The 13,905-nt window shown below is 55.5% G+C and carries 12 protein-coding genes and 3 tRNA genes; 12 read left to right on the top strand and 3 right to left on the bottom strand.

Annotated elements, in window-relative coordinates; genetic code table 11:
- Positions 1–3: 3 nt before the first annotated feature.
- From B2P82_RS00155 to B2P82_RS00145, 3 genes are all read right to left on the bottom strand, one after another.
- On the bottom strand, positions 4–2,826 hold the full coding sequence (locus B2P82_RS00155) for a phosphoenolpyruvate carboxylase (RefSeq protein ID WP_290494216.1): 2,823 nt from the start codon (positions 2,824–2,826) through the stop codon (positions 4–6).
- Between the two features lie 86 nt (positions 2,827–2,912).
- Complete coding sequence (locus tag B2P82_RS00150; protein WP_290494214.1) at positions 2,913–3,818, bottom strand: hypothetical protein; 906 nt, start codon at positions 3,816–3,818, stop codon at positions 2,913–2,915.
- A gap of 55 nt (positions 3,819–3,873) precedes the next feature.
- Positions 3,874–4,707 carry a TrmH family RNA methyltransferase gene (locus B2P82_RS00145; protein ID WP_290494212.1) on the bottom strand — a complete coding sequence of 278 codons (834 nt, stop codon included), beginning with the start codon at positions 4,705–4,707 and terminating at the stop codon, positions 3,874–3,876.
- A 107-nt stretch (positions 4,708–4,814) separates the two neighbouring features.
- Between B2P82_RS00145 and B2P82_RS00140 the strand changes: the two genes are divergently transcribed.
- From B2P82_RS00140 to B2P82_RS00090, 12 genes are all read left to right on the top strand, one after another.
- Positions 4,815–4,899, top strand: a tRNA-Tyr gene (locus tag B2P82_RS00140).
- A gap of 44 nt (positions 4,900–4,943) precedes the next feature.
- Positions 4,944–5,017: transfer RNA gene (locus B2P82_RS00135), tRNA-Gly, on the top strand.
- A 231-nt stretch (positions 5,018–5,248) separates the two neighbouring features.
- Positions 5,249–5,335 (top strand) — tRNA-Leu (locus B2P82_RS00130).
- A gap of 185 nt (positions 5,336–5,520) precedes the next feature.
- The gene (locus B2P82_RS00125; RefSeq protein ID WP_290494210.1) at positions 5,521–6,711 is read left to right on the top strand and encodes a tyrosine-type recombinase/integrase; all 1,191 of its coding nucleotides are present in this window, start codon (positions 5,521–5,523) and stop codon (positions 6,709–6,711) included.
- A complete protein-coding gene (locus B2P82_RS00120; protein ID WP_290494208.1) occupies positions 6,696–7,478 on the top strand; it encodes a hypothetical protein in 783 nt (260 codons plus the stop codon). The genes B2P82_RS00125 and B2P82_RS00120 overlap by 16 nt, the downstream gene beginning before the upstream one ends.
- A 130-nt stretch (positions 7,479–7,608) precedes the next feature.
- Positions 7,609–7,824, top strand: coding sequence for a helix-turn-helix transcriptional regulator (locus B2P82_RS00115; RefSeq protein WP_290494207.1), 216 nt, complete (start codon positions 7,609–7,611; stop codon positions 7,822–7,824).
- A gap of 23 nt (positions 7,825–7,847) precedes the next feature.
- Positions 7,848–8,360, top strand: coding sequence for a helix-turn-helix domain-containing protein (locus tag B2P82_RS17010; protein ID WP_414651995.1), 513 nt, complete (start codon positions 7,848–7,850; stop codon positions 8,358–8,360).
- A 90-nt stretch (positions 8,361–8,450) separates the two neighbouring features.
- Positions 8,451–8,993 (top strand): hypothetical protein, encoded by a 543-nt coding sequence (locus B2P82_RS00110; protein ID WP_290494205.1) that lies wholly within the window; start codon positions 8,451–8,453, stop codon positions 8,991–8,993.
- A gap of 245 nt (positions 8,994–9,238) precedes the next feature.
- A complete protein-coding gene (locus B2P82_RS00105) occupies positions 9,239–10,492 on the top strand; it encodes a DUF262 domain-containing protein (RefSeq protein ID WP_290494199.1) in 1,254 nt (417 codons plus the stop codon).
- Positions 10,489–10,998: a HEPN domain-containing protein gene (locus B2P82_RS00100; RefSeq protein WP_290494197.1), complete on the top strand. Its 510-nt coding sequence runs from the start codon at positions 10,489–10,491 to the stop codon at positions 10,996–10,998. The genes B2P82_RS00105 and B2P82_RS00100 overlap by 4 nt, the downstream gene beginning before the upstream one ends.
- 149 nt (positions 10,999–11,147) lie before the next feature.
- Entirely contained in the window at positions 11,148–12,596 is a 1,449-nt protein-coding gene (dcm, locus tag B2P82_RS00095) for a DNA cytosine methyltransferase (protein WP_290494195.1), read from the top strand.
- Entirely contained in the window at positions 12,596–13,792 is a 1,197-nt protein-coding gene (locus B2P82_RS00090; RefSeq protein ID WP_290494193.1) for an MvaI/BcnI family restriction endonuclease, read from the top strand. Before dcm ends, B2P82_RS00090 begins: the two co-directional genes overlap by 1 nt.
- Positions 13,793–13,905: the final 113 nt, after the last annotated feature.

Below are 13,905 nucleotides of genomic sequence, written 5' to 3'. Positions count from 1 at the left end.
CCCCTAGCCGAACGCACCATAGGCATGCGTCACCGACAGGCTGATCCCGTGCAGAATCCGGTCGATGTCATCCAGCGGTGCAATGATGTCCTTGTGAATGCGATCATACCCGTAGCCAGCTTGGCTCTTGGTATCATTTCCGGCCTCGGTCAGGGCTTTCAGCGGCGTATCCTGATCGCGGGAGTGCGGGAAGATTTCACGCAGCAATTCCACCGCTTCCTTGATCCGCAATTCCGCAACCATCTCGACCAGGTCGCGGCTGCTCGCATCGTGACGTTCCGACAGGCGGGGCAGGCCGCCGACAATGGAGAAGGCTTTCATGATCAGCGCCTGACGCACGGCATGCAGGACGTGCAGGTCCAATCTGCCCTCATGCCGTTCTTCCAGTGAAGGAGAGGTCTTGAGTTGGGCCAGAAGACGGTCAAACTTTCCAAGGTCCACGGACAAATAGTTCGCGATCTGGTTCATCGAAACGGACGTCTCATTGTTGCGCAGCGCGTAATAGACCCCGCGATAGGCATTCGCCTTGTCAGGGTTGGCCAGTTTCGAGTGTGCCACCCAGACGCCCGGATCATAAACGCGGGCATAGGCGCGTAGCGCGGGCAGGCTGGTCAAAAGCCGCGCGCGGGTCGCCAGCAGGATCAGGCCCTTCATGCGTGGGCTGTCATCAATCAGGTCAACCAGCCGCTCCATTTCGCGCTGCAGGGATGAGCCGATGCCAGCGGCCACATTCACTGGCATGCTGAGCTGTTGCAGCGTCGCATTGTGAGAGATCGCCCGCAGGGAGCGCGGGCCGACTGGTCCAGCGGCGCGGCGTTTCGGTCGCGAGCCCGCCTTTACCGTCAAGCCGCTGGAAAAGGCGCCCAGCAATCGACCATAGTCTGCATTGTCGAATAGGCGTTCCTGCCAGGCTCGCAGCGACCGGTAGAAGTCCCAGACAAGGTCCGTGCGCGTATAGAATGGATCCTTGGTGCGGTCGGCCGGGTCAGACAGCGTGTGGCTGCACCAGGCGGCCATCGTCGTTTCGGCCAGCGCCGGGTTGGCGAAGTGAAGGAAGCCATCACCGCCCTGAAAACTGACCTCATGACGGAGCTGCAGGCCCCGTGCGCGGGCACCGCCACGGGTCCATGGTGTCAGTAGATGATCAAAGCGCTGCTCGAACGTACCCGGCCATGCGCCGCGGCCCATGCTTTCGCCATGCGTGTTGAAAATCAGGAGGTCGACATTTACGCCCTTGGCGGCCAGCGCCCGGGCGATCAGGTTGTGGATGCGCTCGATGGCCATGTCGGCGGCGACTTGTCCGATGAACCGTCCGGCATCGGAGAAACCCAACTGGATCGAAAGATAGCCGCGCTGTTGCACATAGGCGAGGAATTCCGGCTCTTCCAGCAAGCGCTCGATGAAGCGGCCGCCGGTCTCCAGCGCTTCCGGCGTTTCGAATAGCGGAGAGATATCGAGCTTGTCATCGACACCATATTGCCGCGCGAGGTACAGCGCGCCCATCACGGTGGCCGGATTCTCACTCTCGGCGATCAGGAAGCGGATGACCGAGCCGGAATCGATATGTTTCAGGATCTGTGCGCACATCATGAACTGACGTCGCGCCGTGGATTGTTCCAGGAACAGGTCGGCAAAGTTCACCTGAACCGGTTTGGACTTGCGGGCCTTTTGCGCCAGTTCAGCCAGGGCAAGACGACCAAGTTCCCGGTCTTCAGTCTGCAGGCCCAGATCGCGGTTGATCACCGTGCGCACCTGCGCTGCGTTCACCCGCAAGTGAATGCGCGCCGTGCCCAACTGCAGCGCTTCGACCTGCGCCCTGACCGCCATCAGGTCTGCAGCAAGGCTGTCTTCGGCTTCGGGAATGACGCTGTCCAGCACGTCGAGGATTTCAGACGCGTCCAGCACGTTTCGCTTGGAATGCTCGGTCAGCGCATTTGCTGCCGGCACCAGATTGTCCGGATCGGTCAGATCCGCCGCGAACAAGGCCGCATGGCGTGCGGTGTCTTCCGACGCGGTCTTCAGGCGCTGGGTCAGCTTGGCAATGGGGCCGATCTTCTGGCTGCCGCTGATCGATTCCAGCTGCGTTGCATAGCGATCGAGCTGGACCGCCTTTTCCGTCAGACGGAAGGTCAGCGATTGGGACCAGTGGATATCGGCGCGGCCATCAAGGTCATACCCGACCCAGCAGGCGAGCGTCGGAACGAAGATTTTCAGTGACCGCCATTCATCCGGGAAGGCCTTGCGTGAAAACGAAATCAGCACGGTTGCATAGGCCAGTTGCGCATTCGCCGCGTGAGCAATCGCGCCCTGCACTTCGTCATGCTCGCCCTGAAGGCTGATCTGCTGGTTCCATGCACGGGAATCGGCGCGGATCTGGCGCATCAGCATGTTGCGGCTGGTCTTTGTTGCGCTCACCACATGGTCGGCCAGCGCCGTGCGCAGATCTTTCGACAGGGCAAAGGTCGGGTGGCCAGTGAACACGATGCCGCCGGTCGCCTGTTCGACGCGCGCCTTGAATACGTCAAATCCTTGGGCGGCCAGTGTCTCCAATTCTTCGGTGAGGCTCGCCCAAGCATTCTTCGCCTTACCGCCCGCATGCTGGGTGCGAAAGCGGTCCGCGCGCTCTTCAATCAGGTCCAGATGCACCTCGTCGGCCAGCTTCGACAGATCGGCCAGCTTGGCCTTTCCGGTTTCGAGGTCGCGGAACAGGGTCTGCGCCAGGGCGAAGACCGAATTGGTCAGAGGATCGATTTCAATCCGGGCGGCCTGTGTCCGCAGGAAGGATTGGGCGGTTTCGAGAGTCGTGGGGGATGTTGTCGTTGTCATGCCGCCAAAAAGACGGAAATTGACGTAAAGTCAAAGCCCTGCTGACGGCGACTGGAAATAAATCTGCGGATCGCCTCGCCGGACGCCTATCTGCGCCCGAAAAAGCGGATGACGCCGATCAGTCCCGCAATTGCCGAGCCAAGCCCGCCGAGCAACACAAACAGGGGATTGGCCTGGTCCGCGAATGCGATGGCGCGATTGATTCCGGAGACCTGTACGGTCACCGTGTCCCGGAAAGTGCGCAGCGGCACGACGGCGTCCTCGTCAATGGCATATATCTCGAAGACGAGGTCATGGCTGCCGGCCGTTAACGGCAGCACCGACCAGCGCCAGACATTTTCGGTCAGCGGGGACAATGCCTGAACTTCCGGCGACATGGACACGATCTCGAAATTCGCGCCGCTGAGACGCGCTTCAACACGATCCGACACCAGCGCTTCGCCTTCGATCACATTGCCGCGGCCGGGCAGTGCGTCGACCGCGGTGTCATCGCCAGTGGAGTCGATGGCCAGCGTCACATCAAAAGCGCGCTTGTATTCGGCAGAACTTGGTGTTTCGTGCGCCACCGGTACGCTTTTCAGCGTTTCGACAAAGGATTCATTGGCCTGAGGCATCACATTCGCCGACCGGCTGGTCATGGGGGGCGCATCAAAGCCCGGCGAGGAGCCGACAGATTCCGGGAACACATCGCCACCCGGCAGATCCGAACCCAGACTGCGCGTGGGTCCTGCAGCAGGGGCGTCTCCCGGCGCTTCCATCATCATCTCTTCGCTTCGCAGGGGCTCCAGCTCAGCCAGTTCCTCTTCCAGTGCGGGCGGCATGGCCGTCTCTGCATAAGCTTCTTCGAAGGCCTCCTCGGTCGCCATCTCCTGAGGTGTGGCCGCTTCGACCATCTCGTCGCGTGGCGCATAGGTGTCCATCAGGACAGACCCGGCATAGCCCGCAGCCACGAGGCCACAGAGCAGAAGGATAATGGACAGCAGTCTCAGCATGGCGGTTCGCGCTCCGTCAGTTTTCCCCACAGCGTGGTTAATCCCTAGCAGAGCTTTATGACAGGGGGAAACGTTTACGGCTGCTTTCATAAAAGGCGACCGCGGCTGCGTTGGAGACGTTCAGGCTCTCCATTGCCGGGGCAATCGGGATGCGTGCGAGTTCGGCGCAGGCCTTGGCCACAGCGGGTCGAATGCCCGGGCCCTCGGCGCCAAGGACAATGGCGAGTTTCTGTGCCCCTCCGACCGCATCCGCGATCAGGCGTTTGCCTTCGCCAGCAAGGCCCACCGTATGGTATCCGGCCTCTCCCAGCTGCTCCAGTGCGCGGGCAATGTTCACAACGCGCGCCTCGCGAACGGTTTCGATCGCCCCCACAGCGGCCTTTGCCGCGACACCGGTCACATTAGGTGCATTGCGCGTTTGCAAGACCAGCCCGCCAAAGCCAAAGGCGGCCGCCGAGCGATAGACTGCGCCCAGATTGTGAGGGTCGGATACCTGATCCAGCACGGCAATATGGCTGATCCCGGCATCGATCAGGTCTTCAAGGGCGCCCGCTTCCAGCGGATCAACCTTCACGGCGATGCCCTGATGGACCGCGCCGTCGGGCAGGCGGGCATCAATGTCGCGCGCCGTCACCAGAACTGGCGCAATGGGCCCGGTGGCAGGCAGGCGCTGAGCGGCGTTTTCGGTGGCCAGCAATTCGTGACATTTGCGCGCGGGATTGGCCAGGGCAGCGACCACCGCATGCGTACCCCAGATCCAGAGCGGACCGCCATCTGCGCCGCTGCCATCGCGCCCGGCGCCGGCGCGACGCGGCGGTCGGGCAGGGCCGCGGCGTGGATTATCTGCGCCAGCGTGTGCTTTTCGCGGTTTAGAATGGTTGCGCGCCATTTCGGGTTTCCTTATAAGGCCGCTTCCGGTGTGGATCGGCGGTGCTTCGGCGCCTATGTGAAGCGCTGCTGCGACGGCGTCAAACGGCGTGTGGTCGCGGGTCCCGTGGAGGGGTGGCCGAGTGGTTAAAGGCAGCAGACTGTAAATCTGCCCGCATAGCGTACACAGGTTCGAATCCTGTCCCCTCCACCACCCGCACCAGATGGTGTAAGGTGTCTTCGCGAGGCCCTGACTGGGCGGGTATAGCATAATGGTAATGCACCAGCCTTCCAAGCTGTGTATGTCGGTTCGATTCCGTCTACCCGCTCCAGACAATGTTCCCATAGTTTACAGCGCACTAGCGCATTTTCAGGCAAGCGATTTAGCGCGTCAGGCCACGCTGCCCGGGTACTGGCTAGAGGGCTGCGCCAAGCGCCGCTTTTCCTGGATTTTCCTATCCCGTTGACCGGGCGCGCCAAGGCGCAGTTGCGCGTTCAAATACGACAGTTTTACCGTTGACGGCTCGCGGATCAGCCTATACATCGGCGCCTTCCTACCCCGTGCCCAGATGGCGGAATTGGTAGACGCGCTACGTTCAGGTCGTAGTTCTCGCAAGGGAGTGGAGGTTCGAGTCCTCTTCTGGGCACCAACCGCTTATCCAAGAGCGGCCAATACACTCCAAAAAATCCATCAAAATCAATAACAAGCGCCTAATCCATGGCGCTTGTTGTCCAATCACGTCCGATATTGGTTGTTGGTATCTCGTTCAAAAGTTGGTATTTCTGTTGGTAGCCTTGGTATGCCAGCAAGCAAACCGTCGGAGCGATACCAACAATGCCCCTTAGTGACATTCAAGTTCGTAATTTGAAACCGGGACCCAAGGCGCGTCGTGTAAGCGATGGCGGCGGATTGTTCCTGGAGATCAAGCCGCACGGTTCTAAGTTGTGGCGCATGGCCTATCGCTTCGACGGCAAGCAAAAGCTGTTGTCGTTTGGTGCCTATCCGGCTGTTTCGTTGGCACAAGCGCGAGAACGGCGTGACAATGCCAAATCCGTTCTGGCGACGGGGACCGACCCATCCGCACTGCGCAAAGCTGAAAAAGAAGCCCACGCGGCAACGAACCTGCACACATTTGAAATTATCGGCGCGGAGTTGATCGATAAGAAGACCCGAGAAGGTTTAGCGGAAACCACGCTCAAGAAAAAGCGCTGGCTGATCGGGATCGCAAATGTCGATCTTGGTAAGATGCCAATCGCCACCATCGCCCCGTCAGATGTGCTTGTGCCGCTCAGAAAGGTGGAAGCGTTGGGCAACTACGAAACGGCAAAGCGCCTGCGCACCACGATTGGCGAAGTTTTCCGCTACGCCATTGCCACCGCCCGCGCCGACAATGACCCGACGTTTGGCCTTCGGGGCGCACTAATCGCGCCCACGGTTACGCACATGGCCGCCGCAACCACGAGTGATGCGTTCTGCCAGCTTGTGCGAGCTATCTGGGAGTACGAAGGCGGCGCACCATCCACGCGCGCGGCGTTGAAACTGATGGCTCTACTATACACGAGACCCGGTGAACTGCGGCTGGCGTATTGGGACGAGTTTGATCTGGACAAGAAGATATGGACGATTCCCGCGTCCCGCATGAAAATGAGAAGGGAACACACAAAGCCCCTATCCAAGCCTACTTTAGACATACTGAAACAGCTAAAGCACGAAACCGGAAGCGCGACCCGCGTTTTCCCGTCGATGATCGTGAACGACCGACCGATTAGCGAAAACACAATGAACCAAGCGCTTCGCCGCATGGGGTTTGACAAGCATGAACACACGTCACACGGTTTTCGTGCGAGCGCGTCCAGCTTGCTGAATGAAAGCGGCAAGTGGAACCGCGATGCAATCGAAGCAGAAATTGCCCACAAGGGGGCAGACCAAGTACGCAATGCTTACCACCGCGCGACCTACTGGGATGAAAGGGTTAAGATGGCAGATTGGTGGGCCGGGGAGATCCTGCAGTGGCTGACAAGATAAATATCTCGATGGTGGACGGCTATTATTCACCAAGCACCGTGCTCTGGTTGCTGGCTGAAGACCTCACAGTTCGGCAAGCTGCATTGCTCTTGTTGAATGAAGATCCAGAAGATTACCCTGATGCTGAGTATCCCGACAATCACAGACAGGTTCCAAGTGGCTACCAAGCTGCGAGGCAGGTGATAGCAAGCGCCTTGCTAGCCAAAAAAATTACTGGGGTTCGCGCATGGAAAACTAAGACGGCTTACGATCCTGACGGGCTGGAATCCTGGCAGGAAGAAATCGAAGGCGACCTTTGCGCCAATAGATCAACGATCAACATGGAAAGTCTTCGCGCTTGGCTTGCCAGTAAAAATGTGACGGTTGAACAGTTTGCAGGTCTGTCTAGAACGTCGGATGACTTCTTAGACCGCGAAGACCCCAGCTATTCGCCAAAGCTGGCTGCAACTATCGCCGCATGGCGACATGTTAAGCAAAGCCCAATCAATGGCCTCAGCATCAAACGCCAACTGGCGGACTGGTTGCAAGCCAACAGCGCGCGCTTCTGGCCTGATGGCATGGATTCAAAAGTGACTGACACTTTCGTGAATGAAGCTGCACGTATTGCTAACTGGGATGCGGAGGGCGGCAGGCCTGCTATTTCCGACACTAAAAACGATAAAAGTGCAGTCGATTTGAGTGAACGATCCAGCGCGAACCGCAGAACTGTCGGCCCCCCATCCACTAGGAGCTTTTCCGCTGATTTAGATGATGAAATTCCCTTCTGATCCCACCCGCAGCTAAGAAAACCTTCATACGTTCAACCTCTTTTTTCCCGAGGTTTCAGCGATCCTATCCACCTGTTTTCCCGGTTTGTTCTGAGCGACATTATCGTCTCTTGAGCAACGGAGACGGATCATGTCCTACTACCACGACTTCCCGCAAACCGGCTTTGTGCGCCTTTCACAAATCCTTGCCCCTCATGGGCCAATCCCTGTCAGCAAATCAACCTGGTGGGCTGGCTGCAAAGATGGCCGCTTTCCCACGCCGACAAAACTAGGGGCGCGAGTGACTGTGTGGCGCGTTGAAGACATTCGCGCACTGTTTGAAACGTCAGAAGAAACGGCGGTGTAGATCGAAGTTGGTAGTAGCACGCCATGCCGGACGCCCTCTATCCTGCCAGCCGTCACGACCGACCGCATGCGCGGATATACGACCACGAGATGAAGCATCCCGCTTGGCGCGGACTTAGCGGAAACGCGTTGAAGTTACTTGTAGCACTACTGGCCAGCTACCGGCCAAACAAGCCGAACAGTTTCCCTGTCGGCGCTGCGACTGTCGCCCGGCTGACGAGTGTGTCCGACAAGACTGCAAAACGGCTAGTTGATGAACTGATTACAACGGGCCACCTTCGAGAAGAGCGCAAGGGCAGAAACCGGGGGGTAGTTAAAACCCGTGAGCGCGTTGTCTCCCTGACTCGCCATGACACCGACACTCAAAAGGGCGACCCTGCTCTGCCGATCAAGCGCTGGCAAGACTCCAGAACACCGCAAAAATTCCCGAATGAACCCCGGAAAAAGTCGGGGTCTCAAAATTCTACGAACCTAAGAAAACCTAATATCGACGGGCACAATGTTATACCGCTCAACACCCCATCCACCCGTATATAGTTGCTCCGATAAGGGCCACCATTATCCACTTCCCACATGATTGCGAACGAAACGGAAAATCAAATGAGTCATTGTCGATGGGCGAGCCGGATGGATGACTTCTTGAAACTGGATCTTGCCAGCTTTGAACGCGAATGGTTTGCGCGCTGGCGGATAGGCCGCGTGACCTGGAGCCGGGGCGGGCGCGAGACTGGAAGCATAGGATACCGCCTTGGCCCTGATGATATGGAACTCAGTTACAGACATGGACGCGGCAATGACGCCGAGGATGTAACCGAGCGCATTGCCTTCACCTTCACTGAACAGCCACTTGGCGGACGGCGGCGTTGGTTTGTTTGCAAGTCATGTCAGCGGCGGTGCCGCGTGTTGATTGGCGGGGCACGTTTCCGCTGTCGGCAATGCTACCGTGCGACCTACCCAAGCCAATATGAAACCTTTCGCGCGCCGGGCCTTGCGAAGGCCGAAACAGCGCGCGAGCGGGTGGGCGCTGAACCAGGAATTGGCAACCCATTTCCGCAAAAGCCAAAGGGCATGCACTGGCGCACCTATAAGCGGCTGGAAGCGGTGAATTGGGATGCGGTGCTTGCCATAGAGCGCGTGCTGGCAGGAGAGATCAGGCGGCGCAACCACTAACCTACCGTTGAACAGCCTCTTTTCTAGCAAGCATGAGGAGTCGCGGGTTGCGGCGGGCGGGCAACAAGAAACGTACACCGGGGCGACCTGGCTCAAGGCACTTCATCGCTGCTGGATTTTGACGCCAAGCCCGGACCAACAGCCCCGAGCGGTTGACTCTCTTTTGCTCCTGTTTGCGCACAAAACTTGTTTTTTACTTCGATGTGAGGCCTTTTGAGCAGGTAGATGAGAAATCGAGGTTGAATATGTCTGATTTAGAAAACGATACTGATCACGACATGGATGATGATGTCGATGTTCAAGACGAGAAAGAAGGCGAAACTGGAGAGGAGGAGGCCTCACCTCCGCGGTTTGACATTAGTAGTTATGGTTGGGACGTAGATGTCGAAGGCCTCGTAAACCGAATGAACCGCAAGGATATCTATGTTCCGGGTTTCCAACGCGGTTTTGTTTGGTCGGGACCCGAAAAATCACGTTTCATCGAATCGCTAATTTTGGGCCTTCCAGTCCCAACCCTTTTTCTAGCAAGAGACTCTGAAAACCAGAACAAATTGAACATCATAGATGGCCAGCAGCGTTTGAAGACATTGCAGTCGTATGTAAACGGAGAGTTCAGTCTATCGGGTAAGGATATACCTGATGACCTTAAGGGGTGCTATCATAGCAACCGACGAGTTGGATATAGAGATCGACGCGCTTCTCCTAAAGCAAAAATACTTAATCCAGCGGACGAGCGGACACTTTCCGATGCGGTGATACATTCTATCATCATCCGACCAAACCCAAAGGATGATGACATAAATTTAGGGCGCGAATATAACAAAGCGATCATACAGATATTCAAGAGATTGAATACCACTGGCAAAGCTCTGAATGCACAAGAGGTTAGAGCCAGTATTTTCCATGGCCCTCTGCTGAGTTTAATCCAAGAGTTAAACGAAAATGAGGACTGGAGAACTCTCTTCGGCAAAGTTCATAGTAGACTGAAGGATCAAGAGGCTATCCTGCGCGCTATAGCATTGTTTGAAAACGGCAATAACTACAAATCTCCGATGCCGAAATTCTTGAACGATTTTATGGAGGACAATCGTAATCTCAATGAAGAAAAAATTGATGAGCTGAGAGGTTTATTTGCGCTAACCGTGAAACTGATTCGTCAAGCGCTGGGCGACGATGCCCTCAAACAGCGGGGCACATTTGTTCTGACACGTTATGACGCTTTGGCTCATGGAATCATGTCGGCACTCAGCAGTGAAACTGGTACTTTAACGTCAGAGTCCGAGGCACAGTTCCTTGAGAAATTAGGTGACCGGACTATTGCGATGCGACTGAACCAGCTGGAATCTGATTCTCGCGGGATGGACGAAAATGGCGAAGAGGTACCGGATTATCCAGCTCAAGAACGAGGATACAATTGGTCCATAGCTAAGTTCACCAATGACACAAATAGGGTAGACGCAAGGTTGCGAACTGCTCGAAATGCTTTTGCAATAGCATGACCGAAACTCGCGGCGCTGTAGCGAGAGTAAGCTATAGAAGCCGACTTGCTGAACTCGCTACAAGAACGCCCGAAGATCCTGAGGAGCAGGCTCATTGGGCTAAATATCTATCTGTTCTGATTTCTGGATATCTTGAGCAATCCATCAAAGAGATTCTACTTGAGTTTACCTCAACTCATGGGGCAGTTCGGCTAAGTCATTATATCGAAGCCACCTGGCCTGAATCTCGAAATATGAAGACTAGTAATATCAAGGAAATACTTGAGAAATTTGAGCACTCGTGGGGTGAACGATTTGTAGCGTGGCTTGACCTAAATGAGACATTCAAAAGCGAAATAAACTCACTTATTTCCGGGCGCAATGATATTGCCCATGGTAAAGAAGCGAACACCACAAATGTCACGCTGCGGAGCACACGCACGAGATTGCAGATAGCTTTTGATGTGGTTGAGTTCTTAGAAGAATTAGTACTGTCGCCAGAGCCAGAGCCAGAGCCTGAAAACTAGATCTGGCTTGCTGTACAGCCAAACTTCGATGCTGCGGGTTTCGATGTGAAGTCGGGTTGCAGCATTCCACAAAATCCTGGGGAAAGCGCCTGGACAAGTGTCGCTGTTCGCTTATGCTTGGGAGGCCGAATCAGTAAGGAAAATACATCATGGCTGCGAGTTTGAAGTATGTAGACTTATTTGCCGGTTGCGGGGGACTTTCGTTGGGGCTGGAGCAAGCGGGATTCGAATTGGCGCTCGCTGTCGAAAAGTCCTCCATGGCAGCAGAGACTTTTTATCACAACTTCATTGAACGAATTTCAGACCAAGCGGCATATGACAGTTTTGCCAGTGAACGTACCAGCGTAGAGGAGCAAGCCTCCAGGGGGATCGTTATCAAGGAGTTGTCCGCCTTACTGGATTGTAAGCCAGTTTTGAATGACTTGAGAGCACAAGGAATAGACCTTGTTGCTGGTGGTCCGCCCTGCCAAGGCTTCTCGCTTGCGGGGCGCCGAAACCCGGATGACATTCGCAACCAGCTTCCATGGCAGTTCTTGGAATTTGTTGAAGCTGTGGAGCCCAAAGCCGTTATCATTGAAAATGTCTCCGGGATGAGCCAAGACTTCAAGAAGCATGGCAAGGAGTCGCCGTTCGACCAACTCAGGCTGGCCCTGCAAGACACAGGTGCCGGATATGTCGTCCAGCCTGTCCTCTTGAACGCAATGCATTTCGGTGCCCCGCAGCACCGCCCGCGTGTTATGCTTTTGGGACTCCAACGCTCGCTAGCACAGCAGGTTGGTTTCACTGCCAGTCACCATACTTGGCGGTCTGATTATGACCAAGTTGGTAGTCTCCTTTTTGAAAAACGACCCTTGATCGCTCCCGAAGCGACCCACTTTGGTGAAGATATCCTGAGCGTACTTCACGCGATATCAGACCTAAATAGCAAGGGTTACAGCCGTAAAACAAACATTACCGAGTATGCAAAGGAAATGCGGGAGGATACATCTTGGATGCCAGCGCAAATTCGTGAGGCCTACACACCGGGCAAGCTCAAGAACCATACCTTACGTAAGCATGCTGAACATATAGAAACGCGGTTCCGTCTCTATCAGTATTTCCGTGATGAAGGTGTCCACCCAAAAGTCATGTCCTTGCCCAAACGCGATGATGTCCCGGAGGACGGCCGTAGGTTACTGGTGTCAGAAGCGCTGGTAGGTGCAAGACTTCCCGCGATATCGCCGGATGGGACAGTGATTGCGCGTTCGCGGAAACAGCTTGTTGAAACAATTATGTCGCTCGGCACTAAAAAGCATAGCCAGCGCCCGCTATCTTGGACATTTCCAAGCCCCACAGTGGTTAGCTTGCCCGATGACTATGTCCATCCTGAAGAGCCAAGAACACTAACCGTCAGGGAGATGGCACGTTTCCAATCTTTTCCGGACTCCTTCGAATTTCGAGCAAAGGAAACAACAGGTAGCCTGCGCCGGAGGGTCGAAGTCCCGCAGTACACACAAGTCGGAAACGCGGTGCCACCGCGCATGGCTCGCGCCGTTGGGCAATCAGTCGGGGAATTGTTGATCGCTGCGAAAGCAGCGACGACACGGAGAGCCAGCTAGTGCGTAAGCTGACAGATGCCGAGGAGGACCGCCTCGTTTCATTGACCAGCAACAACGCTGAAGTTGCTTTGCTCGAAATCACCCAGACTGGGCTCGACAAGTCGATTATGGATGCAACCCACCCGTTGCGCAGACTCCTGCACCAGAGGGGTTTCCATGATTATGGAGCTCAAGCACAAGGGACAGGCAACAAGGTGATGGCCTGCGCGGTTATCCACGGCTTCATGGCTCCCAAGGAAACGAAGGTCTCGCTCTATCGGCCTGATACGAAGGAGGGAGATCCCAGAATTTGGTTTTATGGTTTGAAGGAGCATGCACGTTCTGGCGATATCTTGGCAATAATTCCGCATGATGAAACACTCCATCTTATAAACTTATCTGAAGTTGACGTTCCTGCGCTATTTGCCCAACAGGGCCATAGCATTTCCCGGCTCCTGCACACTATCCTGCGGTCAACCAGCTCCATTGCCGATGAACTCCTAGACCGCTTGAGGGAACTTGCCGCTCGTGGACCGACCCGTTCGGTCATTGATACCCGGGCCGATACGGCTATTGGCAGGACGCTGGAGCATGAACTCGGCATAGCAATGAACTCACTCCAGGCCCCCGATTACAAAGGGATAGAGTTGAAATCCTATCGCGAGCGCAGAGCTGGACGGCAGGTTCGCAAGACGCTTTTCGCACAGGTGCCCGATTGGTCCATAAGTAAGTTAAAGCGTAGCGCCGAGATATTGGATGCGTTCGGCTATGAGCGAGATGGTGCGTTTAAGCTCTACTGTCAGGTCGAGGCGACGAAGCGCAATTCGCAAGGGCTCCAACTCCGGTTGGAGCCCAGCTCTGACATGCTGTGGGAAAACTCAGATAAACCGGAATATGGGGATTTTGCCGCTTGGCCGTTAGACAGGCTCCGTAGCAAGCTGCTTGAGAAGCACGCTGAAACATTCTGGATCGCCGCAAAACCGGAAATTCGAAATGGTACGGAGTATTTCCAGTTCACAGAGGCTGTCCACACCCGAAAGCCGATTGCTTCACAATTCGATATATTGATAGAGCAAGGCGTAGTGAGCATGGATCATTTAATTAAACGTAAGCCGCCTGGTAGCGCCAAGGAGAAGGGCCCATTGTTCAAGATTGAAGCTAGTTCTCTTAACCTACTTTTTCCAGCCCCAAGGCATTACGATTTACTAGCCGCCTAGCTGCAGGGTAACGATCTGCCAAAGGCAAAAAAAGCTTTGTCGCAGCGTAAGGGCTGAGATTTGTTGGTATTATTGTTGGTATCTATATGTATCAAGTGTGGAAAAGTATGTAA

Source organism: Hyphomonas sp. UBA4494, from assembly GCF_002388935.1.
Classification (GTDB): Bacteria; Pseudomonadota; Alphaproteobacteria; order Caulobacterales; family Hyphomonadaceae; genus Hyphomonas.
Note: the sequence above shows the minus strand (reverse complement) of the source record. Positions and strands in the feature narration are given on the sequence as shown.

Bases quoted from the DNA above. Each gene is read 5' to 3' on its own strand.
- B2P82_RS00155 (WP_290494216.1), bottom strand. From the start codon at position 2,826: ATGACAACGACAACATCCCCCACGACTCTCGAAACCGCCCAATCCTTC.
- B2P82_RS00150 (WP_290494214.1), bottom strand. From the start codon at position 3,818: ATGCTGAGACTGCTGTCCATTATCCTTCTGCTCTGTGGCCTCGTGGCT.
- B2P82_RS00145 (WP_290494212.1), bottom strand. From the start codon at position 4,707: ATGGCGCGCAACCATTCTAAACCGCGAAAAGCACACGCTGGCGCAGAT.
- B2P82_RS00125 (WP_290494210.1), top strand. From the start codon at position 5,521: ATGCCCCTTAGTGACATTCAAGTTCGTAATTTGAAACCGGGACCCAAG.
- B2P82_RS00115 (WP_290494207.1), top strand. From the start codon at position 7,609: ATGTCCTACTACCACGACTTCCCGCAAACCGGCTTTGTGCGCCTTTCA.
- B2P82_RS17010 (WP_414651995.1), top strand. From the start codon at position 7,848: ATGCCGGACGCCCTCTATCCTGCCAGCCGTCACGACCGACCGCATGCG.
- B2P82_RS00110 (WP_290494205.1), top strand. From the start codon at position 8,451: ATGGATGACTTCTTGAAACTGGATCTTGCCAGCTTTGAACGCGAATGG.
- B2P82_RS00105 (WP_290494199.1), top strand. From the start codon at position 9,239: ATGTCTGATTTAGAAAACGATACTGATCACGACATGGATGATGATGTC.
- B2P82_RS00100 (WP_290494197.1), top strand. From the start codon at position 10,489: ATGACCGAAACTCGCGGCGCTGTAGCGAGAGTAAGCTATAGAAGCCGA.
- dcm (WP_290494195.1), top strand. From the start codon at position 11,148: ATGGCTGCGAGTTTGAAGTATGTAGACTTATTTGCCGGTTGCGGGGGA.